General features: G+C 73.0%; 21 protein-coding genes. 8 read left to right on the forward strand and 13 right to left on the reverse strand.

The features are described 5' to 3' along the window. Nucleotides 1-17: 17 nt before the first annotated feature. From OHT61_RS24775 to epsC, 10 genes are all read right to left on the reverse strand, one after another. Entirely contained in the window at nucleotides 18-596 is a 579-nt protein-coding gene (locus OHT61_RS24775) for a flavin reductase family protein (protein WP_329041257.1), read from the reverse strand. Next, on the reverse strand, nucleotides 593-2,068 hold the full coding sequence (locus OHT61_RS24780; protein ID WP_329041258.1) for a dihydroorotase: 1,476 nt from the start codon (nucleotides 2,066-2,068) through the stop codon (nucleotides 593-595). Before OHT61_RS24780 ends, OHT61_RS24775 begins: the two co-directional genes overlap by 4 nt. Further along, nucleotides 2,056-3,303 (reverse strand): acyl-CoA dehydrogenase family protein, encoded by a 1,248-nt coding sequence (locus OHT61_RS24785; protein WP_329041259.1) that lies wholly within the window; start codon nucleotides 3,301-3,303, stop codon nucleotides 2,056-2,058. Before OHT61_RS24785 ends, OHT61_RS24780 begins: the two co-directional genes overlap by 13 nt. Beyond that, a complete protein-coding gene (locus tag OHT61_RS24790; protein ID WP_329041261.1) occupies nucleotides 3,282-4,385 on the reverse strand; it encodes a PrpF domain-containing protein in 1,104 nt (367 codons plus the stop codon). Before OHT61_RS24790 ends, OHT61_RS24785 begins: the two co-directional genes overlap by 22 nt. Next, nucleotides 4,382-6,238 carry an asparagine synthase (glutamine-hydrolyzing) gene (gene asnB, locus OHT61_RS24795; RefSeq protein WP_329041263.1) on the reverse strand — a complete coding sequence of 619 codons (1,857 nt, stop codon included), beginning with the start codon at nucleotides 6,236-6,238 and terminating at the stop codon, nucleotides 4,382-4,384. The genes OHT61_RS24790 and asnB overlap by 4 nt, the downstream gene beginning before the upstream one ends. 8 nt (nucleotides 6,239-6,246) lie before the next feature. Continuing rightward, on the reverse strand, nucleotides 6,247-7,134 hold the full coding sequence (locus tag OHT61_RS24800) for a cupin domain-containing protein (protein WP_329041266.1): 888 nt from the start codon (nucleotides 7,132-7,134) through the stop codon (nucleotides 6,247-6,249). A gap of 274 nt (nucleotides 7,135-7,408) precedes the next feature. Further along, nucleotides 7,409-8,359, reverse strand: coding sequence for a DMT family transporter (locus OHT61_RS24805; RefSeq protein ID WP_329041268.1), 951 nt, complete (start codon nucleotides 8,357-8,359; stop codon nucleotides 7,409-7,411). Nucleotides 8,360-8,421: 62 nt separating this feature from the next. After that, the gene (locus OHT61_RS24810) at nucleotides 8,422-8,970 is read right to left on the reverse strand and encodes a cupin domain-containing protein (protein ID WP_329041269.1); all 549 of its coding nucleotides are present in this window, start codon (nucleotides 8,968-8,970) and stop codon (nucleotides 8,422-8,424) included. Nucleotides 8,971-8,972: 2 nt separating this feature from the next. Continuing rightward, a complete protein-coding gene (locus OHT61_RS24815; protein ID WP_329041270.1) occupies nucleotides 8,973-9,956 on the reverse strand; it encodes a PLP-dependent cysteine synthase family protein in 984 nt (327 codons plus the stop codon). A 73-nt stretch (nucleotides 9,957-10,029) separates the two neighbouring features. Then, on the reverse strand, nucleotides 10,030-10,740 hold the full coding sequence (gene epsC, locus OHT61_RS24820) for a serine O-acetyltransferase EpsC (protein WP_329041271.1): 711 nt from the start codon (nucleotides 10,738-10,740) through the stop codon (nucleotides 10,030-10,032). A gap of 272 nt (nucleotides 10,741-11,012) precedes the next feature. Between epsC and OHT61_RS24825 the strand changes: the two genes are divergently transcribed. The 3 genes from OHT61_RS24825 (at nucleotide 11,013) to OHT61_RS24835 (ending at nucleotide 12,982) form a co-directional block, all read left to right on the forward strand. Then, nucleotides 11,013-11,252, forward strand: a complete 240-nt coding sequence (locus tag OHT61_RS24825) for a tautomerase family protein (RefSeq protein ID WP_329041272.1) — start codon at nucleotides 11,013-11,015, stop codon at nucleotides 11,250-11,252. Further along, on the forward strand, nucleotides 11,249-12,208 hold the full coding sequence (locus OHT61_RS24830; protein WP_329041274.1) for a hypothetical protein: 960 nt from the start codon (nucleotides 11,249-11,251) through the stop codon (nucleotides 12,206-12,208). The genes OHT61_RS24825 and OHT61_RS24830 overlap by 4 nt, the downstream gene beginning before the upstream one ends. Nucleotides 12,209-12,475: 267 nt before the next feature. After that, nucleotides 12,476-12,982 carry a hypothetical protein gene (locus OHT61_RS24835; RefSeq protein ID WP_329041275.1) on the forward strand — a complete coding sequence of 169 codons (507 nt, stop codon included), beginning with the start codon at nucleotides 12,476-12,478 and terminating at the stop codon, nucleotides 12,980-12,982. A gap of 184 nt (nucleotides 12,983-13,166) precedes the next feature. On the opposite strand, the gene OHT61_RS24840 is transcribed toward OHT61_RS24835, so the two are convergent. Further along, nucleotides 13,167-16,208, reverse strand: a complete 3,042-nt coding sequence (locus OHT61_RS24840) for an AfsR/SARP family transcriptional regulator (RefSeq protein WP_329041276.1) — start codon at nucleotides 16,206-16,208, stop codon at nucleotides 13,167-13,169. Between the two features lie 519 nt (nucleotides 16,209-16,727). Here OHT61_RS24840 and OHT61_RS24845 point away from each other — a divergent pair. Both OHT61_RS24845 and OHT61_RS24850 read left to right on the forward strand, forming a co-directional pair. Continuing rightward, the gene (locus OHT61_RS24845; RefSeq protein WP_329041277.1) at nucleotides 16,728-17,675 is read left to right on the forward strand and encodes a sugar kinase; all 948 of its coding nucleotides are present in this window, start codon (nucleotides 16,728-16,730) and stop codon (nucleotides 17,673-17,675) included. Continuing rightward, on the forward strand, nucleotides 17,672-18,298 hold the full coding sequence (locus tag OHT61_RS24850) for a bifunctional 4-hydroxy-2-oxoglutarate aldolase/2-dehydro-3-deoxy-phosphogluconate aldolase (protein WP_329041279.1): 627 nt from the start codon (nucleotides 17,672-17,674) through the stop codon (nucleotides 18,296-18,298). The genes OHT61_RS24845 and OHT61_RS24850 overlap by 4 nt, the downstream gene beginning before the upstream one ends. A gap of 166 nt (nucleotides 18,299-18,464) precedes the next feature. On the opposite strand, the gene OHT61_RS24855 is transcribed toward OHT61_RS24850, so the two are convergent. Beyond that, nucleotides 18,465-19,865 (reverse strand): lipase family protein, encoded by a 1,401-nt coding sequence (locus tag OHT61_RS24855; RefSeq protein WP_329041281.1) that lies wholly within the window; start codon nucleotides 19,863-19,865, stop codon nucleotides 18,465-18,467. 359 nt (nucleotides 19,866-20,224) lie between these two features. On the opposite strand from OHT61_RS24855, the gene OHT61_RS24860 reads away from it, so the two are divergent. Further along, nucleotides 20,225-20,839, forward strand: a complete 615-nt coding sequence (locus OHT61_RS24860) for a TetR/AcrR family transcriptional regulator (RefSeq protein ID WP_329041282.1) — start codon at nucleotides 20,225-20,227, stop codon at nucleotides 20,837-20,839. A 575-nt stretch (nucleotides 20,840-21,414) separates the two neighbouring features. After that, on the forward strand, nucleotides 21,415-22,968 hold the full coding sequence (locus OHT61_RS24865) for a pectate lyase family protein (protein ID WP_329041283.1): 1,554 nt from the start codon (nucleotides 21,415-21,417) through the stop codon (nucleotides 22,966-22,968). A gap of 75 nt (nucleotides 22,969-23,043) precedes the next feature. On the opposite strand, the gene OHT61_RS24870 is transcribed toward OHT61_RS24865, so the two are convergent. Further along, nucleotides 23,044-23,649: a hypothetical protein gene (locus OHT61_RS24870; protein ID WP_329041284.1), complete on the reverse strand. Its 606-nt coding sequence runs from the start codon at nucleotides 23,647-23,649 to the stop codon at nucleotides 23,044-23,046. A gap of 152 nt (nucleotides 23,650-23,801) precedes the next feature. Here OHT61_RS24870 and OHT61_RS24875 point away from each other — a divergent pair, with 152 nt between their 5' ends. Continuing rightward, nucleotides 23,802-25,025, forward strand: coding sequence for a cysteine desulfurase-like protein (locus OHT61_RS24875; RefSeq protein WP_329041285.1), 1,224 nt, complete (start codon nucleotides 23,802-23,804; stop codon nucleotides 25,023-25,025). The last annotated feature ends 59 nt before the right edge of the window (nucleotides 25,026-25,084 follow it).

A 25,084-nucleotide genomic window follows, 5' to 3' on the forward strand; every position in this document is an offset into this window, starting at 1 on the left:
TCACCGCGCCCGCCCGCTCAGCGTGCCTCCGCCGGCCGTGCGTGGGCGAAGCCCCTGTGGTGCCAGACCAGGCCGCCGGCCGGGCGGCCCTGGCAGTCGGCGACCGCGACCCGGCCGACCAGGATCGTGTGGTCGCCGGCCTCGATCAGGTCGTGCCGCGCGCAGGTCAGCCGCAGCGCACTGTCGGCGAGTTGCGGTGCGTGGCGGGAGGCAGGTCCGGCGGCGAGCGGCACGCCGTCGAAGCGCTCCCCGGTGGGGCCCGCGAACTTCTTCGCCAGGGCCTGGTCCTCGGGCCCGAGCAGATGGACGGTGAAGGCGCCCGCGCCGGTCAGCACGTCGTGGGTGCGCGAGCCCCGGTCCAGGCAGACCAGCAGCAGGGGCGGGTCCAGGGACAGCGAGGACACCGCACTGGCCGTCAGTCCCCGCGGGCTGCCCGTGTCGTCGTAGCACGTCACGACGGTGACGGGGGCGGCGAGCGAGGCCATGGCCGCACGGAACTCGTCGGCGGGTACGTCGCGGGACAGGACCGAAGCGGCCGCCTCGTGCTCCCATCCGGACGGTGCCCCGGATTCCGTGCGCAGGGTCGTGACACTCATCGGGACGCCCCTTCCAGCTCACGCTCGGCCACCGTCGTGGGCGCGGATTCGGGCCGGGGCCGCTCCGGTCCCGGCAGCCAGCGGCCGAGCGGTTCGCCCACCGTCCCCCTCTCCAGGTCCCAGGCGACGCGTCCGCCGGTCACCACCGTCGTGAACCGCCCGGTGAACATCCAGCCCTCGTAGGCCGACCAGCCGCACAGGGACTGCACGTGTTTCGCGGACAACTGCCAGCGCGCGTCCGGGTCGAGGAGCGCGAGGTCGGCGTCCGCGCCGACCGCCAGGCGGCCCTTTCCGGCCAGCCCGAACAGGTCGGCCGGCCCCGTGCCCATCAGCCGGGCCAGGTGCGCGGCCGCCGCGTCGGCCCCGATGCCCCGGGCGAGCATGCCCGTCCACACGGACACGGCGAGCTCCTGGACGCCGGGCAGACCGGGCGGTGCCTCGGCCGGCGGACGGTTCTTCTCCTCGACGGTGTGCGGTGCGTGGTCGCTGCCGACGGTGGCCGCCTCTCCGCTGAGCACCGCCTGCCACAGGCGTTCCCGGTCGCGCGGGGCGCGGATCGCGGGGGACAGCCGGGTGCGCGGACCGCGCCGGGCCGTGTCGTGGTCGGTGAACGACAGGTGGTGGCCGGTGACTTCGAAGGAGATCGGCAGGCCCTCGCCCGCCGCGGCCGCCAGCATGTCGGTCTCCTCCGCCGACGACACGTGCAGCACGTGCACCTTCGTGCCGTACGTGCGGGCCAGGTGCACGACCTTGGCGACGGCCACGATCGCCCCGGAGCGCGGGCGGTGCGGCTCGTAGGCGTCGTACGAGTGGGGGTCCCCGCCGCGGGAGTCCAGCAGGTCGAAGACGTGCTGGTCCTCGGCGTGCAGCACGAGGCGTACGCCACCGCGGGCCGCCGCCGCGAAGGCCGCCTCCAGCTGGTGTGCCTCGCGGAAGACCACGGGCGCGGTGTGGTGCCCGGCCATGAACGCCTTCGCCGAGGTCGCCACCGCCGGGTCCAGGGAGGCGAGGACCTCCGGGTGGTCCGGGTCGGCCCCCATGTGGAAGCGGTGGTCCACGAAGGAGCGACCCGCTATCAGGGCGGCCTTGGCGCGCAGGGCGGCCGTGTCGAGGGACGGCGGGCGGGTGTTGGGCATGTCCATCACCGTGGTGACCCCGCCCGCGAGCGCCGCCCGGCTGCCGTTCTCCCATGTCTCCTTGTGCTCGAGGCCGGGAGTGCGGAAGTGCACGTGCGAGTCGATGAGGCCCGGCAGGACGTACCGGCCGGCGGCGTCCAGGCGCGGTCCCGGGGGCAGCGGTTCGCCGGGGGCGAGGAGGGCGGCGACGCGGCCGTCGCGGACGACGACGGTACCCTCGCGGACCCCCTCGGGGGTGACGAGCCGGCCTCCTTCCACCACCAGGCCGGCGTCCGTGGCGGAGGCGGGACGGGAGGTCGGGGACGTGCGGGACGAGGTTGTGTTCAACGGTTCCACGGCAGACTCACCAGTTCCTTGCAGAGGTCGTTGGTCGGTCCCATCAGGGCGACGGCACGGGCGTCGCGCCCGAACCGGTTGATCGGATGCGTCTCGACGTAACCCGCCGAGCCGAGGAACTGCGCCACGTCCGCCACGACCCGCTCGGCCGTCGCGGAGGCCGCCAGCTTCGAGTGCAGGGTGGTCAGGCCGGGGTCGGCCGAGGTGCGGCGGCCGGCGCGTTCCACCACCGCGCGGGCGGTCTCGACCTGCGTCGTCAGGTCCACCAGCCGGTGGCGCACCGCCTGGTGGGCGTAGAGCCCCCGTCGTGCCGCGTGTTCGTGTGCCGTGTCGAGAGCCGCCTGGGCGATCCCCACGGCGACCGCGCCGAGCGTGGCCCCGCTGTCCCGGACCCGGGCGATGATGGACGCGGCGACGCCCGTCGCACCCAGCCGGGCGGTGTCGGGGACGCGGCACTCCCGCACCGACACGAACCCGGTGGCGGAGCCGCGCATCCCGGCCAGCCGCATGGAGGTGTCGGGCAGCAGGCCGGGGTGGTCGCCCGGGATCAGGAAGAACGTCTGCCCCGCGGCTCCGTACCCGGTGTCCTGGGCGCCGGAGGCCGGTGCGGGTTCCGACTCCTGCGACTGCGCCAGGACCAGATAGACGTCGGCCAGCCCCGCGCTCGTGGTGAAGGACTTGGCGCCGTCGAGGAGCCAGTCGCCGCCGGTGGTGCGGTGGGCCCGGGTCGAGAGGTTCTTCTTGGCGGCCCCGGCCCCGCTCTCCGACCAGGCGGACGCCGCCAGCCACCGGCCGTCGGCCAGCCGGGGCAGGACCTCGCGGTGCTGGGCTGGGGTGCCGTTCTCGACGATCCGGCTGGTCACGGCGCAGTGCTGGAAGAGCATGATCGCGGCGGAGGCGTTCACCGAGGCGACCTGCTCGACACAGGAGTTGAGCGCCACCGCGTCCGCGCCGGCACCACCGTGGGACGCGGGGACGACGAGGGCGAGCAGGCCGCTCTCGCGCAGCACGGCCACGGCCTCCCGGTCGGGCTGCCCGCTGCGGTCGGCCGCCTCGGCGCACCGCGAGAGACGGCTCAGCACCTCGGGCGACGGGACGAGCGGGGCGGTGCGGAAGGCATCGGCCCGGCGGGCCCGTCCGGTGCCGGCCTCCACGAACGGGTCGGCATAGGTGCCGGGGAGCACGGGCGGCGCGGTGCTCCCGCGCACGGCGGTCAGGCTGTCAGCGGAACCCACGGTGTCTCCTCGGATGAGTGGTCGGACGTGGCGAGTACAGGGGTACGGACGCCGGCCGCGGAGCCGGCCCGCGGGGTCACGGACCGGGAACGCGGCAGCAGCCCCCGGTAGTCGACCTGCTTCTCGGCGACCGACACCCAGGCGAGCTTGCGTTCGCCGTCGGGGCCGAGCGTCGAGTGGGCGGCGACCCGCACGCACCCGCCGGGGGTGCGCACCGGCAGGAGGGCATCGGGGTCCTGCGCCGCCGTCCCGGCCAGCGACCAGGGCACCGAGCCCACGATCCCGGCCGCCGCGCCCAGGCAGATCGCCCCGGTCAGGGCGACCGTGGGGTGCCACGAGGGGACGGACACGGCCCGCACGAACAGTCCGCCGCCGTCCTGCGGCAACAGTGCGGCGATCTTCGGGAAGGCCCCGAAGGTGTCCCAGCCCTGCGACTCGCACACCGCGACGCGGAGTCTCGTCATGGCGCCGAACAGCCTCGGGTCGTCCGCGAAGAGCGCGTCAGGGCCGCCCACCCCGAGGTGGGAGGCGTCGACGAAGGCGTACGGGTTGCCCATCGACACCAGCGAGACGGGCACGGAACGGCCCTCGAAGGGGACGTGGGTGACCGGTTCGCCCGTCATCAGCAGTTCGGGCAGCCTCAGGGGCGGGGAGCACAGGAAGTGGGCGGTGAACCGGGTGCCGCCGTCGGAGGTCTCCTCCGTCTCGCACACGACGTTGTCGCCGTTGTTCAGGACGTTGACCCGGACCCGGCAGCCGGGCACCAGCGGCTGGATCATGCCGGTACGGGCGGCCGCCTCGACGGCGGCCAGGATCGAGTGACCGCACGAGCCCCGGAGGTCGAAACTGTCGTGGCTCTGGGGCAGCGACTGCACGAACCGGTAGTCGAGGTCGAACAGCGGGTGCCGGGACGGCCGTACGATCGCGTTCTTCAGCACGTCGCCCGCGCCCTGACCGCTCAGGTCCGCCCGCAGGCCGGCCAGTGCGTCCAGGAGCTCCGGCTCCGACTCGGGGAACACCCGGCCGTCCAGGACGACGGTGGGGCAGGGTGCGCCGTGCGCCTTGGCGAGGGAGACGTTCATACGGCCGCCCCCGCGGGCTCGGGAGTGCGCAGCGAGGCCCCGGCGGCCGCGCCGAAGAACTCGGTACGCCACATCTGGTGCGACATCAGCGCCCACAGGGCCAGCGACACCTGGTCGGACGGCTTGACCGCCTGCTCGGCGAACAGGGCGTCCACCGCCTCGTACCGCAGCCGCCCGTCGGCACGCAGCGCCTGCGGGGAGAGGACGTCGCGGGCCATCGCCCACAGCCGCTGCCCGGGGGCGAGCATCGCCGTGATGGGCAGGGTGAACGGCTGCTTGGGGCGGTTCAGGACGCTGTCGGGCAGCAGGCCGTCCGCGGCCCGGTAGAGGGCGCGCTTGACGCCGGTGCCGGGGATGGTGCGGTGGTGGTCGGGCAGCGTCGCCGCGTAGCGCACGATGCTCGGCTGGCAGAACGGCAGCCTGGCCTCCACGGAGCTGGCCATCGACAGGTGGTCGACGCGGCGCAGGTGGTAGGCGGGCAGCCGGTAGCGCTGCTCGATGCGGGAGATGCGCTGGAGACGGCTGCCCGCGCCGTGCGCGAGCGTCTCGGTGAGACCGGGCGGCATGGCCGTCCCGTGGGAGCGGACCCGGGCGGCGTAGTCCCCGGTGTACAGGTGATCGCGCAGGGAACGCGGCACGGCGGCGAGATGGTCGAGATAGGCGCCGGCCCAGTCCGAGCCCTCGGGCGCGGCGACGGCCTGCGTCATGCGCGCGTAGCCGCCGAAGAGTTCGTCGGCCGCGTCGCCGGTGAGGGCGACCTTGAACCCGGCGTCGCGGACCGCCCGGAAGAGGGAGAAGGTGCTCAGCGTGATCGGGTCGGCGTTGGGCTGGCCCAGGTGGCGTACGACGTCCGCCATCAGGTCGGGGAAGGTCGCCGGGTCGATCTCCACCTGGTGGTGGACGGTGCCGGTGTGCCGTGACACCTCGTCGGCGAAGACACGCTCGTCGCCCGGCCAGTCGCCCGTGTAGGCGATGTTGAAGGTGTGCAGGGCGCCGGACGCGCCGCGGTCCCGCAGGGTCCGGGCGGCGAGTGCCGTGACCAGGCTGGAGTCGAGGCCACCGGAGGTGATGGCCGCGACCGGGGCGTCCGCGATCAGCAGCCTGGACACCTCGCGGGCCAGCAGGTCCCGCAGCTCCCCGCCCGCCTGGGCGAGGCTGCGCTCCTCGCGGACGGGCGGCGCGCTCTCGTACCCCATCCGCCGGGTGGTGAGGTGCAGTCCCTCCTCGCGGGTGACGACCGCGGTGGCGGCCGGCGGCAGCACGTCGATGCCCTGGAACATGGTGCGCTGGCCGAAGGGCGTCTTCGCCGACAGGTAGGTGTGCAGGCCCAGTTCGTCCTCGTAGGGGCGTACGTCGGTGAAGCCGAGCAGCGCGGGGAGCTCCGAGGCGAAGTGGAACCGGCCGCTGCGCTCCTCCCAGTGGTAGTACAGGGGCTTCATGCCGGAGGCGTCGGTGGCGATCACCAGACGCGGCGCGGAGCGCAGGTCCATGACGGCCACGGAGAACATGCCGTCCAGCTGCTCGGCGAACCGCTCGCCGTAGGTGAGGTACAGCGCCGGCAGGATCGAGCCGTCGCAGCGGTCCTCGAAGTGGAAGCCCTGCCGGATGAGTTCGGTGCGCAGCCGGTCGTGGTTGTAGAGCTCGCCGTTGAAGACGACGGTGATGTCACCGAGGCGGTACGGCTGGGCGCCGCCCTCGGGGTCCATGATCGACAGCCGGTTGTTGCCGAGCGCCCAGCCGGAGTGCTGGGCGAAGGACTGGGCGTCGGGCCCGCCGTGGTGCTGGAGGGCGGCGACGTCGCGCATTTCCTGGGCGGTGGTGCGGGCGTGGAAGGATCCGTGGATGCGGCACATGGCTCAGATCACCTGACGTCGGAGGAGAGGCCGGCGGCGGAGTAGAGCGCCGGGTCGTACGGGCTGGGGCCGCCGCAGGTCACGAAGCGCCGGGCCTCGGGGCCGGTGTGCGGGTTGCGGGTGCCGTGCAGGACGCCGGGTGCGGCGTACAGGACGTCTCCGGGGGACACGTCGACCCAGCGGTCGGCGAGATACATCTGGCCGACGCCCTCGAAGTCGATCATCGACTCGTCGCTGTCGGGATGCAGGTGGACGCTGAAGGTCTCACCCGGCTGCTGGATGCCGCAGTGCAGGCAGAGCTGACTGCTTCCGTTGCCGGGCCAGAAGACGAAGTTCATGGTGGCGCGCTTGGCGTCGGGGGCTATCTGGCCGGTGCCGCCGAAGCCGCGCAGCTGGGTGGTCTCGTCCCAGAGGGTGGAGAAGGGCTCGGGATCCGTGCCGGGGCGGCGGCCGGCCGCCAGGGGCGTGCGCCAGATGTAGGCGGTCAGGCCTCCTTCGCCGGCCGACAGGCCGGGCGCGGCGGCGTCGAGGCCTTCCTCACCGGTGGCCGGCCCCTCCCCGTCCGCGGTCAGGGTCAGGGACTGCCCGGTGGGGGCGTACACCGCGTGGCCCCGGGCCACCGGGTGGGTGCGCGAGCCGACCGTCGCGGTGCCCAGACCGGAGAACACGACCGCCGTGTTCTCCTCCTCCGTGCTCCTGGCGGGGCTGAAGGACTCGCCCGCCGCGATGCGCACGACGTGCAGGGTGATGTGGGTGGAGCCGGCGGCGGGACTCACCGGGGTCGCGAGCGTGGACCGTCCGCCGGGCAGGGGCGTGAAGTCGAATTCGGCGGAGGTGATGATGCGGCCGTCCCCGAGGGGGGTCGCCGCGAGGGTTGCCGAGGTGGATGCGTGCATGTGCCGTGTGCTCCTTGAGGGTGGGGGAGGGAGCGAAGAGGGTTCCGGTGCTTCTCCTCGTCCTGTGACCTCAGGCTCGCGCTCCGTGATCCCGGTGCCATCCCGCTCCGCTACCGGCGGGAGGGACATGACCGGGAAGCGCCCCGGATCATCAGGTGACGCCAACTAACCTTGTTTGTAAGGGAGTTGCGCAACGAGCCGGGGCCGGCGCAGGCACCCGTGAGGGTGTCCGCGCCGGCCCCGGCTCGGTGTGGTGCGCTGTGCGCGCCGCTGGCTACGAGGCGGCCTTCTCCGGTACGGGGACGGGCGCCGCCGCCGCGGGAGGGGCGGCCTCCGTCCGCCTGGACAGGGCGGAGATGCGGCCCTCCGCCAGGGCGAGCGCCGCGATGACGACGATGCCGCCCACCGGCACGTTCCACGTCAGCGGCTCACCGAGGGCCAGCACGCCGACGACCACGGAGAACACCGGCACGAGGTAGTTCACACCGGACGCCGTCGTCGGACCGGCGTCCGCGATCAGCCGGTTGAGCAGCGCGAACGCGAGACCCGTGGAGGCCGCCCCGAGGACCAGCAGGGCGAGCAGCGGCTTGGCGGTGAGGTCGCCGTGCAGCGTCCAGCCGGTCATGAAGGTGGTGACCACGACGGTGATGACGGCGGCGGAGCCGAGCTGGGCGGCGGTCACCGAGAGGGCCGGCAGCTTGTGGGGGCCGATGAAGCGGCGTACGTACACGAAGCTGACGGCGTAGCTGGCCGCCGCGCCGACACAGGCCAGCTGTCCGCCGATGGTGCCGAACCCGTCGGTGTTCCACGGTCCGACGACCACGACCAGCCCGATGAACCCGCCGATCAGGCCGGCCACCTTGCGGGTCGTCGGCCGCTCCTCGGAGAGCGCGAGCGCGGCGACGCCCATCGTGATGAGCGGGGTCGCGCCCTGGATGACCCCGGCGGTGGTCGCGGTGGTGTGCTGCTCACCGATGGCGAAGAGGGTGAAGGGGATGACGTTGCCGAAGACGGAGGCGACGGCGATGTGCCCCCAGAGCGTGCGGGAGGGCAGGCTCAGCCGCTTCAGGGCCAGGATCGCGAGGACGACGAGCGTGCCGACGATCAGACGGCCCGATGCGAGCTGGAGCGGGGCGAACGCCTCCAGCGACATCTTGATGAAGGCGAAGCTGCAGCCCCACAGGGCGGCCAGGAGACCGAAGCGGCCCCAGTTGGTCAGGTTCATGGTGAGTACTCCTCGTCGAGGGTTGGGGCGGGGTCCGGGAACGGGGTGTGCGGCCGGCCCGGTCAGGCGTGGACGTGCGCGGGGGTGCCGCCGGGACCGTGGTGGTGGCCGGCCCCGTCCGCATGGGGGTGCGGGTGGTCGTGGTCCGTGTCGGGGGCCTCGACCTCGTACTGGTCGTACTTCTCCATCAGGGCGACCATCGCCTCGCGGGACGGGCGCTTCCCGTCGGCGAGCAGATCCGCCAGCCCCTGGAAGTAGCCCTCCCGGTGCTCCGCCGGCGTGAAGATGATCAGCATCTCGGCCAGGGAGTCGCTCTCGTTGCGGAAGCCGTGCACCGCGTTCTCCGGTACATGCAGGAAGTCGCCCGCCCTGGCCGTGCGCCACCCGGTCCCGTCGTGCAGGCGCACTTCGCCCGACAGCACGTAGAAGGACTCGGAGATCTGGGAGTGGTAGTGCGGGTCGGCCCCGCCGGCACCCGGGAGCATCGAGTGGTGGAAGAGTCCGAAGCGGCCGTCGGTGGTCTCGGCCAGGGCGATGAAACGCGTGGTCGTGGCCACCCCGATCTCGGCCTTCACCGCGTCGGCGTACGCCCGGAACATCGCGTGACTCATGCTCAGGCCTCCCACATGCTCAGGTAGCGCTCCCCGGTGTCCGGCAGCAGTGTCACCACCAGGCTGTCGGCGAACTCGGGCCTGCGCGCGATGAGTTCCGCGGCGAACGTGGCCGCGCCGGACGACACCCCGGCGAACAGGCCCTGGCCGCGCGCGAGTCGGCGTGCGGTGAGGAGCGCGTCCTCGTCCGAGACGGCGAGCACCTCGTCGATGAGGGAGACGTCGGTGGTGTCGGCGACGAAACCGCCGTTGAGACCCGGGATGCGGTGCTGGCCCGCGTAACCCCGGGAGAGGATCGGCGACTTCTCCGGCTCGACGGCTATCACCCGCACGTCCGGGTCCTGCTCCTTGAGGTGCCGGGCGACGCCGGTCAGCGTGCCCCCGGTGCCCACCGCGCACACGAAGGCGGCGATGCGGCGGCCGGTCGAGGCGACCGCGGAGTGGATCTCGGGCCCCGTGGTCTCGTAGTGCGCGCGGACGTTGTCCTGGTTCTCGTGCTGGCACGGGAACCACGAACCGAGGGTGGCTGCGTGCAGCCGCTCGGCCTCGGCGATCGCCCCCGGGTAGCCGAGCGCGCTCGGCGTCTGGACGATCTCCGCCCCGAACGCCTTCAGCAGCTTGACCCGTTCGGTGGTGGCGTTGTCCGGCAGCACGATCACACAGCGGTAACCACGCGAGGCGGCGAAGGCGGCCAGCGAGATGCCGGTGTTGCCGGAGGTGGCCTCGATGACGGTCCCGCCGGGCGGGAGGTCGCCGCGGTCCTCGGCAGCCCGCAGCATGTAGAGGGCAGCGCGGTCCTTGCTGGACGACATCGGGTTGGCGGACTCCAGCTTCGCCAGCACACGGGCGCCGGGAGCCAGGTCCCGCAGGCGCAGTTCGAGCAGCGGGGTGGACCCGACGAGGTCCTCGACGCGGGAGGCGATCGCGGGGCGGACGGGGGCGATGGGGGCCAGGGGGGCCTGGGCGGTGGTCGTCACGGTTCTCATCTCTCGCAATCGGGAGGAGTCGGGGGAGCGGGGGGAGCGGTGAGGGCGCAAGGGGGTACGGAGACCGGGAGCGTCACCAGGAGCCCGCGGAGGCGATGACGGTGAACACGTCCTCCATCAGCTCCGGCTCGCGGCCCGGCTCCTTGATGACGGCGGTGGGTGCGAGCACCCGTGCACCGCCGGGGACGTCCTTGTTGACGAGGGCCTGCGCACCGATGACCGCGCGGTCCCCGACGGTCACCGGCCCGAGGACCGTGCAGTTGGCACCGAGCACGACACCGCTGCCGACGACGGGGTGGCGGCGGTCGCCCTCGGGGCGCTTGTTGTCGCTCCACCAGCCGACCGCGCCCAGGGTGACCTGGTGGTACATCGTCACGTCGTCGCCGACCACGGCGGTCTCGCCGATCACCACGCCGGCACCGTGGTCGATGAACACCCGGCGGCCCAGCACCGCGCCCGGGTGGATCTCGACTGCCGTCACGCGCCTCGCCCACCGGGCGAGCAGCCGGGCCGGCATCCGCAGGCCCGCGCCGTGCATGCGGTGGGCGACCCGGTGCGCCCACAGCGCGGTGAGGGCGGGGTGCAGCACGGCCTCCTTCGAGCCCCGCACGGACGGGTCCCGTGCGACGACGACGTGGAGGTCCTCGCGAAGGGTGCGCAGAAGGCGCGGGACGGGGGAGGCGGGGGTCGCGCCCGTCGTCGCGGGGCCGCCCGTGGGGGCGGTGCCGGACGTGGGGCCGGGGACCGGATTCGGTTCCGGTTTCGTCGGACTGAGCAGGCTCATCGTGGCTCCAGTGGCGGGGCGGGCCTCTTGACTGGACCAGAGCCTGCCCGTGCGCCTTCCCGCCGCGGTCCCGGCCCGTTCCCTCCTCCGCGGCCCTCGGCGGCCGGGCCGGAACGAGGAGGGAACGTGGCGGGAAACGGACGGGAACGGGCACATCCACACTCGCCGGAGACCACCCCCCGCCGGGGCAACGGCTTCCCGCGGCCCCGGCGCCGGTGGTCCGACCGTCGCATCGCACCCGCATCGCCGGACTTCGAGCTGAGGAGCTTCCCGTGCCCGTGATTTCCGTGGACTGGTGGAAAGGCAACGACCGTGCCCAACGTGAGGAGCTGGTCAGCGAGCTGACCGCCAGCGTGTCCCGCATAGCGGGGTGCCCCAAGGAGGCCGTCACCGTCATCGTGCGGGACGTGGAACCCGGCCACTGGGGGAAGGGCGGCGTCCTCGCCGACGTCCTCCTGGCGGACGCCCCCACCGACATCCCCACCCCACAGGACACGGGCGGACGGCCATGACGTCACCAGCCGGATCCGGTCAGCGCGATCCGCGGCGGATCCTCCTCGTGGCCCCGCCGCCCCGGCTGGTGGCGGAGGCGACGGAGGCCGGCTTCGACGTCCTGACCCTCGCCGACCCGGACGGCTTCCGGGACGACGACGCCCTCCGCCGGCACCTCGTCGAGCTCGCCCGCACCCACCGGGTGAGCAAGCTGATCGCCTGCGGAGAGGCGAGCGCCCTGCCCGCCGTACTGGAGACGGCCGAACGTCTCGGCCTGTCCCCGAACCGCGCCGCCGTCGCCCGGCTGCTCGCCGACCCCGCCGGGATCCGGGGCCTGCTGACCCGCAGCGGCCCGCAGTGGGAGGCGGTGGCGCTGCCCGCGGAGCCCGGGGAGCAGCCACCCGCGTACGACGTCGAATACGGCGTGGAGACGCTGACGGCTGAGGGGATGCACCGGGTCACCGGCATCGTCGAGCTGCGGCGCGGGGACACGAGCGGCGCCGAGGAAGCGCCGGCGGCCCCCGGTGGCCGGGGCTCTGCCCTCCACACCTTTCCGGCCCCGCTCACGGGCCAGGAGGAGGCGGAGATCAGGGCCCTGGCCACCGGACTGCTCGACCTCGCCGGATACGAGTTCGGATACGCCTTCACCCGGATCGCGCACACCGCTGAGGGGCCCCGCATCGTCAACGCGTACACGCGGCAGGCGAGCGGGCCCGTCTCCCGGCTCATCGAGCTCACCACGGGCCTGGCGTCCGAGCGGGAACTGGTGCGCGCCCTGTCGGGGAAGCCGATGGAGGCGCCGGTGCTCGTCGGCTGCGCCGCGGCCGTACCGCTGCCCTGTCCGGACGACGTGCCGCAGGACGTCACGCTGCTGGCCGGCGTACGGGAGCTGCGGGACGGGTACGTGCTGGTCACGGCCCTCACTCCCGCCGAACTCACCGCCCGGACCGCGGCCGTACGCGACCGGCTGGCCTGAACCCCGTACCTCCCGTGTCGCGAAGGGCCTGCCGGCCGAGCCGGTAGGCCCTTCGCGCACGTGTGGTCCACGGGCGCCGGACCGCGTGTGGGGCGAGACGCCCTCCACCAGCGCTCTTCCCGTGTGTGCGAGGGGGTTTCCCGCCGCGTTCCCGTCGGGCCGCCGCGACCGGTAGCGGATGTGGAACGGGCCGGGAGCAGGCCCGGCGAATGTCGTTCCCGTCAGCAGGAAAGCCCAGGCAGGACACACCAGAAGGCGGGACATCAGATGCGGAACTCGGCGCTCACGTTCGCGGGAATCGTCACAGCGGCCGTCCTCACCCTGGGGGCCGGCGGCGGCGCGGTCGCCGCAGAGGTCACGACGGACCGCACGGCGCACGCCTCCGTGAGCACCCTCGCGCATCTGCTCATGGACAGCGGTGAGGGTCCGAACGTCGTGGCCGACTCGGGTGAGGGTCCGAACGTCGTGGCTGACTCGGGTGAGGGTCCGAACGTCGTGGCTGACTCGGGTGAGGGTCCGAACGTCGTGGCCGACTCGGGTGAGGGTCCGAACATCGTGCCGACGTCGGGTGAGGGTCCCAACGTCGTGGCCGACTCGGGTGAGGGCCCGAACATCGTGCCCGACTCGGGTGAGGGTCCGAACATCGTGCCCGACTCGGGTGAGGGTCCGAACATCGTGGCCGACTCGGGTGAGGGCCCCAACGTCGTGCCCGACTCGGGTGAAGGGCCCGACATCGCGCCCACGTCCGTCGAGGGGCCCGGCTTCGCGGCCTGATCCTGATCCGCGCCCTACCCGAACGCCCCTTGCACCTCGGTGCCCGTGCGGCGGATGCCCCGCTCCCGATCACGGGAGCGGGGCATTCACATTCGTACCCACGACCGCTGATGCCCCCTTTCCGCCGAGGGCGCCGCGGGCCCGGCGTACGCGACCGTGCGGAAGTACCGGGCGGGCCGTAGGGTCACCCTTGCTTCGGGATGCCCATCGCGGCGAACGCCCGCTCGGCGGAGGTGCGATGGGCCTCGGCCGCCTCGTGCTCGCCGAGGTGCGCGAGAGCCTGCCCCATGCCGGCCAGCGCGCGCGCCTCCTCCACCCGGTAGCCGACTCCGGAGGCGGCACGGTGCGCCTGCTGGTGGAGTTCGAGGGCCAGGACGTATCCGCCCCTGCGGCTGTGTATGCGCCCGACGATGTTGCCGACGGCCGCCTCCCGCATCGGCGCACCGCTCAGATCGCCCAGCTGGAGCGCCGACTCCGCCCACTCCGTGGCCTGCGCCGACTCGCCGAGCCGGTCGGCGGTCTCCGCGGACAGTGCGAGCAGCAGCGACATGTCGGCGGGCGACATCACGTCCAGGGCCAGCTTGCGGGCCCGTCGCAGCAGGTCCGCGGCCTCGTCGACCGCGCCCAGGCCGAGCCGGGCGACCGCGAGATCGGTCAGGCCCTCGACCTCCTTGTCGACCGCCCCGATGCTGCGCGACAGGCTGACGGCGCGGGTGGCCGCCTCCACCGCCTCGGGGAAGCGGCCCCACTCGGCGTACAGATTGCTGAGGCTGGTGAGGGACTCGGCCTCCGCACGCTCGGCGCCGAGCTCCCGCTTGATCGCGATGGACCGCTCCAGACGCGGCAGCGCCTCGGCGTACCGCCCCAGGGCGCTCAGCAGGAGTCCCAGGACGCCCGTGTCCTTCGCCTCGCCACGCCGGTCGGCAAGGCTGACGGCCAGGGCGAACGCCTCCTCGGACATCTCTATGCCCTCCTCGAACCGGCCGAGCTTCCAGCAGGCGACGGCGAGGTTGGACAGGCTCAGCCGCAGCAGCGCGGGGTCGCCGAGCCTCCGGGAGGCCGCGACCGCGGTGCGGCTGAGCTCCCGGAACTCCTCCAGCCGCCCCCGCAGGTCCAGCGGGAAGACAACGTTGGCGGTGAGCAGCCCGACATGACGGTCGAGTTCCCAGCGGTACGCGAGGGACACGGCGGCCAGCAGCGAGTTCTGCTCACGCTCCAGCCAGAGCCTCGCCTGCTCGGGGGTGCTCAGGGGAGGCAGTTCGCCCTCCCAGCGCTGCTCGCCGCCCCGTATCCGCACCCGCCCGGGGAAAAGGAGGTCGCAGGCCGCGTCGGTGGCGCCCAGCGCGAAGTCGAGGAGACGGCGCACGGCGCGGGCGGCCTCCTCGTCGCCCGGACTGCCGCCGCCCGCCTCCCGTGCGGGCGCGGTGCCGCGCGAGAGGTTCTGGGCGAAACTGCGGACCAGGTCGTGGAAGGCGTAGCGGCCCGTCTCGTGCTGCTGCAACAGGTGCATGTCGAGGAGGTACTCCAGCACGTCCTCCGCGTCCCGGGCCCGCTTGTCGAGCAGGGCCCCCGCCGCGTACACCTCGATCTCCGCCCCGGGGTGCTGGCCCAGCAGGCGGAACGCCTCCCGCGTCTCGGCCGACAGGCCCTCGTACGAGAGCCGCAGGGTCACCTCGACACTGCGTTCCCCCGAGTTGAGCTCGGCCAGCCGGTGCGCGTCGTCGCGGAGCCGGTCGACGAGGTAGCGCACGGTCCAGCGGGGACGCTTGCGCAACCGGGCCGCGGCGATGCGCAGGGCGAGCGGCAGATGGCCGCAGAGCTCGGCGAGCTGCGCGACGGCCTCGGGCTCCGCACGGGCACGGGAGCTGCCGAGGACGCCCTCGACGAGAGCGACGCTGTCGTGCGGCGGCATGACGCCCAGGGACACGGTGTGAGCGGCGTCCAGGTCCACGAGCAGGGCGCGGCTGGTGACCAGGACGAGCGTCTGGGTGGGGGAGGCGAGGAGCGGCCTGACCTGGGACTCGTCGACCGCGTTGTCGAGCAGCAGGATCATCCGGCGGGAACTCATCGTGCGCCGCCACAGGGCGATGCGGCCCTCCGCGTCGTCCGGGATGCGTTCGCCGGGGGCGCCCAGCATGCGCAACAGGGCCTCGGCGGCGGCCCCCGCGGTCAGCGGCTGCTCGCTGGGGGTGAACCCGCGCAGATCGAGGTGGAGTTGCGCGTCGGGGTAACGGTCGGCGAGCTGGTGGGCGGCCCGCACGGCCAGGGAGGTCTTCCCGCTGCCGCCCATGCCGTCGATGGCGACGATGAGCGGCCCGGTGCCCGGTGCCTCGTCCACGAACCCGAGCAGCTGACGGACCTCCTCCTCACGTCCGGTGAAGTCGCGCAGGTCGTAGGGGAGGGTGGAGGGCGAGCCCTCCGGGGTGAACGGCGCGGGGCCCGCCGACTGGGGCGGCGCGGCGAGCTCGGGGCTGTTCTGCAGGATGGCGTGGTGCAGGTCGGTGAGGGCGTCACCCGGACCGATGCCGAGTTCGTCGACCAGGAACTCGCGGACCTTGGCGAACTCCTCCAGGGCCTCGGCCTGCCGCCCGGACCGGAAGAGGGCGAGCATGAGCTGGCCGCGCAGAGTCTCCCTCAGGGGATTCGCCTCGATGAACTCACGTAACTCACCGATGAGTTCACCGTTCTCACCTGCGGCGAGCCGCAGATCGAAAAGCTGCTCGACCGCGGTCAGCCGGCGCTCCTCCAGGGCTGCGGATGCGGCGCACAGCACGGAGCCGCCGCTGCCCGACAGCAGAGGGCCCCGCCACAGGTCGAGTGCCTCGCGCAGCGCCGTGGCCGCGTAGGCGCTCTGCCCCGCCGCGGTCGCCTCCCTGGCCTGTTTCAGCCCGACGGTGAACCTGCTGAGGTCCACCTGTTCGGGTGTCGTCAGCGCCCGGTAGCCGGGCCCCTCGGTGACGATGAGGTTCCGCCCGTCGGGGATCCGCTGGCGAAGCTCGGCGACCGCCTTGCGCACCTGGTGGGCGGCGGTGGCGGGCGCGTTCTCGTCCCAGACCGCTTCGACCAGCCGGAAGACGGGAAGGACGCGTTGCGGCTCCAGGAGCAGGGTGACCAGCACCCTTTCGTGCACCGGGCCGCCCACCCGGACGCGCTCCTGTCCGTCCCAGCATTCGAACGAGCCCAGAATCCGGAACCGGACCCCCTGCGCCCCTATGTCCTCGGCCATGAAAAGCGTCCCTCCTGAGGGCCCCTGTACAGCTGCTGCTGCCACCCCGCGTACACCGGCGCAACCTCAGTCGTGCCGGTCCCGAATCGTCATCACATCAGGGCCCTTCGGCGGGCGGCAAGACGGCCCTGGGTCCCGTTGCTCCGAATTCTCGCCATTGCAAAGAATCACCATGCCTTCCACTCATATCCGCCGTGCCGATCACCCGGCCGGAAGGTGTCCCCGTGACCGGCGGTGCGCCCGGTCGCGCCAAGCCCGAATGCCACCCCGGGGCACGCCCGCGTCGACTGCCTCACGTGGACGGGTCCAGCGGCGTATTCGCCTCGGTCACGGGCGCGATTCCGTCCGGGGCGGCCCGCATTCCCGTAGGCCGCCCCCGCCTGCCGGTCGGGGAGGCCGGGCGGCGTAGTCTCCCCGACCGGAGGCCGGCGGAAGCCCTGCGCGGTGTGCCACGGCATCGCGGGGTGAAGCGGGCCGGCCGAGTGGAGTGCGACGCGAACTTCTGGAAAGGCGTCACGCGTGACTGATATTCCGGCCGATGCCGTCTGCATCGGCGAAAGCATGGCCATGCTCGTACCCGAGGACGCGAGACCCATCGCCGCCGACTCGCGCTTCGTGCTGCGGGTCGGAGGCGCCGAGTCGAACGTGGCGGTCTCCCTCGCACGGCTGGGCCATCGCTCACGCTGGGTGAGCGCGCTGGGCGCCGACCCGTTCGGCCGCATCGTCCTGGACGAGCTCGACGCGGCCGGAGTCGACACCTCGTTCGTCGTCACGGACCAGGACGCGCCGACGGGCCTCTATGCCAAGGACCCGCAGGGGCGGTCCACCCGGGTCCACTACTACCGCCGGGGCTCGGCCGCCTCGCGCCTGGACGTGACGAGCATCGCCCCGTCGGCGGCGGACGGCGCACGGGTGGTGCACCTCAGCGGGACGACACCCGCGCTCAGCGAGTCGTGCCTGCGGCTCACGCACGCGGTGGTCGGCGACCGGGTCCTGGGGCCCGCGGCCGTCAGCTTCGACGTGAACTACCGTCCCGGGCTCTGGTCGGTGGCCGAGGCGGCGGGAGAGCTGGCCGCGATCGCCCGGCGGGCCGACATCGTCTTCGTCGGCCGCGACGAGGCGGCCACGCTGTGGGGGACCGACAGGGCGGAGGAGGTCAGGGAACTGCTGCCGGAGCCCACGGTCCTGGTCGTGAAGGACGGCGCGACCGGTGCCAGCGTCCACGGGCAGGGCGGAAGGGCATGGGCGGACGCGCTGAGCGTCCCGGTCGTCGAGACCGTCGGCGCCGGTGACGCCTTCGCCGCGGGGTGGCTGAGCGGCTGGCTGCGCGGGCTGGGTCCCGAGCGCTCGCTGCGGCTCGGCCACCTCGTGGCCTCCCGGGCCGTGCAGATCGTCGGCGACTGCCCCGTCGTCCCGGAACGCGGCGACATCGACAGGTATCTGCGGCACGAGGAGGAGCGGGCATGAGCGGGGCGGAACTCTTCGAAGGGCTCTTCGCCGACGTCCGGGTGATGGGCATCTTCCGCGGGGCGTCGCCGCGCGAGACGGTCCGGCTGTGCCACGCGGCGTGGGACGCGGGCGTCACGGCCGTCGAGGTGCCGGTGCAGACGGAGGAGGCGTTCGCGTCCCTCGCCGCCGCGGTCGCCGCGGGCCGGGAGCGCGGCCGCACGGTGGGCGCCGGCACGGTGCGTTTCCCGGAGCAGTTGCGCCGGGCCGTGGACACGGGGGCGCGGTTCACGGTCGCCCCGGGCCTCGACCTCGGTATCGTCCGGCTCTCCGGGGAGATCGGCGTCCCGCACCTGCCGGGCGTGGCGACGTCGACCGACATCGACACCGCGCTGAAGGCGGGGCTCACCTGGCTCAAGGCGTTCCCGGCCTCGGTGCTCGGCGCGGAATGGGTACGCGCCCAGCTCGCCCCGTTCCCCGAGGCGCGCTTCGTCGCGACCGGCGGCATGGGTGCGTCGAACGCGCGGGACTTCCTCGGCGCGGGCTGCCGCGCCGTCGCGATCGGCTCGGCGTTCGGGGACCCGGAACAGCTCGCGAGGCTGGTGGACGAGGGGCTGCTGCCCGCCGTCGGCAGCCGGACCTGAGCCGGGGCACGCGGTGCGGCGGGCCCCGGAGTCCCCGGGCCCCTGCCGGGGCGCACACGCGGGAACGCCGCGCCCGGCGGGGTACGTTCCCCGGCGGGCGCGGCGAGGTCCGGCGGCAGGGCGGGCTCGCTGCCGGAGCCGGCCCGGTGTCAGGGCCGGCCCGGTGTCAGGGCTGGACCGGCATCGTCCAGCAGTTGGAGGACACCGGCTTGCCCGCGAGGCGGTCCGTCAGCCAGGAGATCGCGTCACCCTGGTCGGTGATCAGAGGCACCAGGTGGTTGGTGAGTATCTTGTTGCCCAGGTTCGGCAGCGCGATGGCGTCGTAGGTGACGTTTCCGCCCTTGCGGCACCAGTCCACGGCCAGTTGCCGGGCCTGTGCGTGCGGGACGATGTCGTCCTGGATGCCGGTCGCCACCCGGACCGGGCCGACCGGCTTGAGCGTGCCGATGCGCTGCCTGTCGAGGGCCGCCTGGGCGCGGGGCTCGGCGGCGATGACGTCTCCGATGGAACGGCCGTCGTTGGTCCACTTGTTGCTCTTGGTGAAGCCGTAGCCGAAGATCGCGTCGCCGACGCACATGGTCGACGCGTCGTTCAGCGCCGCCTTGCCGGTGGCGCTGATGTTCGCCTCGACGACCGCCCGCAGGTCGGGATCGGACTGCGCGAAACCGTTGATCGACCAGGCGAGCGCGCCGGCGAGCGCGCTGCCGTCGATCCCCTTCATGACCGCGGTCAGGTTCGCCGGGGGTGCGCCCGCGTAGGTCCCGGCCACCGGGACGTCGGGGGCGTAGGAGGGCTGGAGTTCGGCGGCGGCAGCGCTGGCACCGCCGCCCTGGCTGTAGCCGTACAGGCCGGTGCGTGAGGTGGCCGTGACCGAAGCCCCGGGGACGGAGCGGGCGGCCCGGGCGGCGTCCAGCAGGGCGTGGCCCTCGTCGACGCGGTTGACGTAGGTGTGGAGCCGGTCGGTGGTCCCGAGGCCCGCGTAGTCGGTGACGACGACCGCCGCCCCGGTGGCCAGGATCCGGTAGACGGCCAGGGCCTCGTAGCCCACCGACACCGTGTCACCGCTGAGGGTCAGGGGGTGCTGGAGCGCGAACGACGGCGCGCACTGGTCGCCCTGGCCCATGGTGCCCGAGGCCACCGCCACGAGGGGGCGCGGTCCGGTGCCCTTCCACGCCGCCGAGGGTTCGATGTAGGCGCCGGTCACGGCGACGGGCTGCCCGGCCGAGTCCGTGGACCTGTACATCAGGCGGGTCGCGGTGCCGGGCATGGGCCGGCCGTCCAGCCCGGGGATGCTCAGCCCGAGGGGCAGGGCCTCGGTGCGGATCAGCGCGCCGTTCGCGGAGGGCAGTTCGGCCGGCGGGTCGTAGAACGCCGGGATGGTCACGCCGCGGGACACCACGGGCTCCGTACCGGCGGCCGAGGCCGGGACCGAGCACAGGCCGGCGCAGACGGCACCGGTCAGGGCGACGGCCGGCAGGCGCAGGCGCGCGGTGCGGCCGGCCGGTGCGGCGCTCCGGCCGGATGAGGTGCTGAGGGGGGAGATCGAACGGGTTCTCTTGCGGCTCACGGAATGCTCCTCGCTCGTCGTCCGGGATGGTGCCGATGCCGCCGGAGGCAGCGGTTTCCCGCCGCGTCGTCCGGGCGGCGGGCATCGGTGGTCGGCGAGTCCGGCTCGCCTCGGTGGCGCGGGGGATGCGGTGACACGCAGGTGGTGGAGGGCGCGCGGAGGTACGGGGGGTCGCCGAACTCCGCCTGACCGACACTTGGTTACTCACGGGTCAGTTACTGCACAGTAAGACCGCCTGTCACTCAGTGACAAGACGTCTGCGTCTGTCAGTTCGGAGCGGCTCGCTATGCTGCGGTGGCCGGAAGGCGGAGGGTGGTGGAGTGAGGGTGCGCGACGCACCGTCCCCGGACGGGGGACCCGTGGCGGAAACCGCCGGCCGGCCGTCGCTCGCCCAGCGGCGCAAGGCGGCACTCCGCTTCGAGATCGCCCGCGAGGCCGTCCGTCTCTTCACCTCCCAGGGGGTCACCCCCACGACGGGCGAGCACATAGCCCAAGCGGTCGGGGTCTCCCCGCGCACCCTGTGGCGCCACTTCCCCACGAAGGAGAGCTGCGTCCTTCCCCTGCTCACCGCGGGTCTCGACGCGGCGGTGAGCCAACTGCGCCTGTGGCCCGCGGGCATGAGCCTTCTCGACTTCTTCACGGATGTCCGCGGGCGCGGTGGGCCGCCTCCGGCCGACCCCGCCGTCCTCGACCTCATCCGCATGACCTCCACCGACCCCGCCCTGCGCGCGGTCTGGCTCCAGGCCCACGACGACGCCCTTCCCGTGCTCGCCGAACTCCTCGCCCGGCGTTCGGGCGGCAGCCCCGACGACCTGAGGGTGAAGGTGCACGCCGCAACCCTCAACGGCGCACTGCGCGCGGCCGCCGAGGACTTCGCGCGGCGTTACGCGGACGATCCCGCGACCCCGGACCGCACGATCGCCCACTGCCTGCTCGACGCCGTACGCGCGGCGTCGGAGGGCCTGCCCTACTGACGTCGCGGCCCGGCTCGGCGTCCGGGGCCGGGTCGTGCCCCTGGGGGCTTCGCGGTCACATGCCCGGTGTCCCGCCCGGCGCGTCGAAGCGGGCGCGGTGGTGTGACGGGCGGAACTCCCATACTTCGACTGCACTGTTGCGCAGGGGAGTTGAGGCAGTCGGTTGCTTCGCGCGGGTGGCTCGTCCGCCGCGGCGACTCTCGCGCTCCCGGATGTCATGAACCTTGTCAGCCCGGCGCGGTCGCTCTATTGTCGCGGACAGAAAGCGCTTTCCCTCCAGGGTTCCCACCGGGTGGAAGCGCCCGTCGCGACGGCCATCGTGACGGTCGCGCACGGCCGCCACAGGTCCCGCGCAGGCGATCGCCCGGATCAGCGACCCACCTCGTCACGCGTGTGCACCGCGTCCGCGGCGGATCCGGGGACCTTGTGTGCGGCCTGTCCGCCGGCAGCCCGGGCGGACCCGCGCCATCAGGCCGACGCGGTCCGACCGCCCCCGGTCCGGCGACGCGGCGACGGGAAGGGCGCTGCGGTATCCAGGAGCACCATCCGGCTACGAAGACGAATGGGACACCGACATGAGACGACCAGTCGCGCTGCGACTCCGTGCGGCGCTGGCCACGACTGCTCTGGCGACAGCGACCGGTGCGATGGTGGCGATGCCCTCGGCATCGGCGGCGGTGACCGGAAGCGCCACCGGTTACGCGACCCAGAACGGCGGGACGACCGGCGGCGCGGGCGGACAGACCGTACGCGCCACCACGGGTACCGCCATCCACCGGGCCCTGTGCGGCAGGGCCGACAGCAGCACCCCGATCACCATCGAGGTCGAGGGCACGATCAACCACGCCAACACCGCCAAGGTGTCGGGCGACAGTTGCAACACGGCGGCCGGTGTGATCGAACTCAAGCAGATCAGCAACGTCACGCTCGTCGGCGTCGGCAGCGGCGCCGTCTTCGACCAACTCGGCATCCACATACGACAGTCCAGCAACATCATCATCCAGAACGTGACCGTCAGGAACGTCAAGAAGTCCGGTTCGCCCACGTCCAACGGCGGCGACGCCATCGGCATGGAGAGCGACGTCCGCAACGTCTGGGTCGACCACACCACGCTGGAGGCTTCGGGCGGCGAGTCGGAGGGCTACGACGGCCTCTTCGACATGAAGGACAACACCCAGTACGTCACCCTGTCCTACAGCACCCTGCGCAACTCCGGCCGTGGCGGTCTCGTCGGATCCAGCGAGACCGAGCTCTCCAACGGCTTCATCACGTACCACCACAACCTGTACGAGAACATCGACTCGCGGGCTCCGCTGCTGCGCGGCGGCATCGCGCACATCTACAACAACTACTACGTGAAGCTCAACGAGTCCGGCATCAACTCCCGTGCCGGTGCGCGCGCCAAGGTGGACAACAACTACTTCAAGGACTCCAAGGACGTCCTGGGCACCTTCTACACCGACGCTGCCGGATACTGGCAGGTCAGCGGCAACGTCTTCGACAACGTGACCTGGTCCGCGCCAGGTTCGGAGAACAACCCCGCAGGACCGGACCCGAAGTCGAACACCACGGTCGCCATTCCCTACGCCTACAGCCTCGACGGTGCGAACTGCGTGCCGGACGTCGTCACCCGTACGGCCGGCGCCGGCAAGGGACTCAAGGTCTCGGACGGCAACTGCGCCGTACAGACGCCGAGCCCGACCACCCCGACGCCCGATCCCACCACCCCGGACCCCACCACGCCGACGCCCGACCCGACCCGGCCGACCGGGACGAACCTGAGCATCGGCGCGGGCTCCGACGGCTCCAGCAAGGCCGACGGCACCAGCTACGGCAACGTGCGGGACGGCGACCTGAACACCTACTGGTCACCGTCCGGTCCGACCGGCTCGGTGTCGGTCAAGTGGGGGACCGCCACCTCGGTCTCCAAGGCCGACATCCGCCAGGCCTCGGGCTCGGTCATCGGTTCCTGGAGGCTCGTCAACGGTGACACGGGCGCTGTCCTGGCCTCCGGCACAGGAACGGGCGTCATCAGCTTCCCGAAGACGGCGCTGAAGAAGATCACGTTCGAGATCACCGCTTCCACGGGTACGCCGAGGATCGCAGAGTTCGCGACGTACGCCGGATAGCCCGCACGGCCTTCGGCAGGCTGGGGCGGGACCTCCGGACGCGGCGGCCCCGCCCTTTCGTGCTGTCCTGTCGTGTCACGCGTCCGGTCCGCACTCCCGATCGATGACGCAGGCGGTGCCGCCGGCCGGTGGCCCTCCCGGCGAAGCGGCCCATGCGCTGAGGGCGGCGAAGTCGGCCGGCACGAGGCCCCGCCGGGGGTCGACCCGATGGAGCAGGGCGGGGCCGCTGTGATGCTCCCCGACCCAGTGGCGATCGGCTTCCGTGATCTCGTCGTCGATCCAGGCGAAGGGCCGCCCCTGTGCCCAGGCCACGATCTGGGGGGTCTTCCAGAACACGCCGTCGGCGGCGCGAGGGCGCGGTGACGCCCAGGCGATATGGGGGAGTTCAGGCAGCCCCAGGACCGGTGCGACGAAGGCGTCGGCTTCCTCCTCCCACGTCGTCGCCCACACCAGGTCGAAGGGAAGCGCGCGCAGCGCCGGGCCGTGGCCGGGATTCAGCCAGACCCTCAGCGGCTTCACGGGTCTGTCCGGCGTACCCCACTGGATCAGCCGATGCCGCTCGGCGGCTTCCCACCGCGGAGTCGTGAACCGGTGGGTCTCATAGCCCGCGGGCCTGCGCTGGGGCTTTGCGGCGTACGGGTTCAACGGGCCGTCGACATCCACCAACAGTGCTGGACGCACCGGTTCGCACCCCCGATCCTCCTGTGAAGAATACCGGTGGGTCCCGCAGGACGGCTCCCGGTGCCGGGCGGGCCGCCCCCGGCTGCGGGAGTGGGTGGGTCCACCCCGTACCGTTCCCGCCGCAGCAGCTTCCGCCTTCCTCTGGAGACCCCTTGACCAGCTACATCACCACCGGCGACGCCCTCGACGTACAGGCGATCCGTTCCTGCTTCCCCGCGCTGAAGGCGGGAACCGCGCGTTTCGACGCCCCGGGTGGCACCCAGACGCCCCAGCAGGTGATCGACGCGATCTCCGGGGCCCTGTCCCGTCCGCTGGCCAACCGGGGAGGTCTGACCGAGGGGGGCCGCAACGCCGAGGAGATCGTCGTCGGTGCCCGGACGGCGCTCGCCGATCTCCTCGGCGCGGAGGCCGGTGCGGTGGTGTTCGGGCGCAGTGCCACGCAACTCGTCTACGACCTGTCGCGCACGCTGGCCAGGAGCTGGGGGCCGGGCGACGAGATCGTCGTGTCCCGGCTGGACCACGACTCGAACGTGCGGCCCTGGGTGCAGGCCGCGGAGTCCGCCGGGGCGACGGTCCGGTGGGCCGACTTCGACCCCGCCACGGGTGAGCTGGAAGCCGGACACGTCGAAGCGGTGCTCTCGGAGCGCACCCGGCTCGTCGCCCTGACCGCCGCCTCCAACCTCATCGGCACCTGCCCCGACATCCCGGCCGTGGCGGAGCTGGTGCACCGGACGGGTGCGCTGTTCCACGTCGACGCGGTGCACTACGCCTCGCACATGTCGGTCGACCTGGAATCGCTCGGGGCGGACACCCTGGTCTGCTCGCCGTACAAGTTCCTCGGACCGCACCTCGGCGTGCTGACGGGGCGGCCCGAGCTGCTGGAGAGCCTCCGCCCGGACAAGCTGCTGCCTTCCAGCGACGCCGTGCCCGAGCGTTTCGAGCTGGGCACGCTGCCCTACGAACTGCTGGCGGGCGCCACCGCGGCCGTGGACTTCCTCGCCGGCCTGGCCTCCGGCGGGGCCGGCCGCCGGGAGGATCTGCGGCGCACCTTCACGGCACTCGCCGGGCACGAGGACCGGCTGCGCGAGCGCATCGAGGGCGGCCTGGCGGAGCTGGCAGGTGTCACGGTGTACTCGCGCGCCGCACGGCGCACCCCGACCACGCTGTTCACGGTCGAGGGGCGGACCCCGGCGGACGTGTCCCGGCAGCTGGCCGAGCGTGAAGTCGACGCGCCCGCAGGCTCGTTCTACGCCGTGGAGACGTCCCGCCGGCTCGGTCTGGGCGTGGAAGGCGGGGTACGGGTCGGTCTCGCGCCGTACACCAGCGACGACGACGTCGACCGGCTGCTGAACGCCCTCGACGTGCCGCGCTCCTGATCCTCCGCGAGACGCGGGGAGCGGCGAGGGGCGACGGCCTCGCAGGGGGAGGGGCGGGT

This window comes from Streptomyces sp. NBC_00178 (assembly GCF_036206005.1).
Classification (GTDB): Bacteria; Actinomycetota; Actinomycetes; order Streptomycetales; family Streptomycetaceae; genus Streptomyces.

Coding starts and splice junctions, on each gene's coding strand:
- OHT61_RS24775 (WP_329041257.1), bottom strand. CDS start 596: ATGAGTGTCACGACCCTGCGCACGGAATCCGGGGCACCGTCCGGATGG.
- OHT61_RS24790 (WP_329041261.1), bottom strand. CDS start 4,385: ATGAACGTCTCCCTCGCCAAGGCGCACGGCGCACCCTGCCCCACCGTC.
- asnB (WP_329041263.1), bottom strand. CDS start 6,238: ATGTGCCGCATCCACGGATCCTTCCACGCCCGCACCACCGCCCAGGAA.
- OHT61_RS24800 (WP_329041266.1), bottom strand. CDS start 7,134: ATGCACGCATCCACCTCGGCAACCCTCGCGGCGACCCCCCTCGGGGAC.
- OHT61_RS24805 (WP_329041268.1), bottom strand. CDS start 8,359: ATGAACCTGACCAACTGGGGCCGCTTCGGTCTCCTGGCCGCCCTGTGG.
- OHT61_RS24810 (WP_329041269.1), bottom strand. CDS start 8,970: ATGAGTCACGCGATGTTCCGGGCGTACGCCGACGCGGTGAAGGCCGAG.
- OHT61_RS24815 (WP_329041270.1), bottom strand. CDS start 9,956: ATGAGAACCGTGACGACCACCGCCCAGGCCCCCCTGGCCCCCATCGCC.
- epsC (WP_329041271.1), bottom strand. CDS start 10,740: ATGAGCCTGCTCAGTCCGACGAAACCGGAACCGAATCCGGTCCCCGGC.
- OHT61_RS24830 (WP_329041274.1), top strand. CDS start 11,249: ATGACGTCACCAGCCGGATCCGGTCAGCGCGATCCGCGGCGGATCCTC.
- OHT61_RS24835 (WP_329041275.1), top strand. CDS start 12,476: ATGCGGAACTCGGCGCTCACGTTCGCGGGAATCGTCACAGCGGCCGTC.
- OHT61_RS24840 (WP_329041276.1), bottom strand. CDS start 16,208: ATGGCCGAGGACATAGGGGCGCAGGGGGTCCGGTTCCGGATTCTGGGC.
- OHT61_RS24850 (WP_329041279.1), top strand. CDS start 17,672: ATGAGCGGGGCGGAACTCTTCGAAGGGCTCTTCGCCGACGTCCGGGTG.
- OHT61_RS24865 (WP_329041283.1), top strand. CDS start 21,415: ATGAGACGACCAGTCGCGCTGCGACTCCGTGCGGCGCTGGCCACGACT.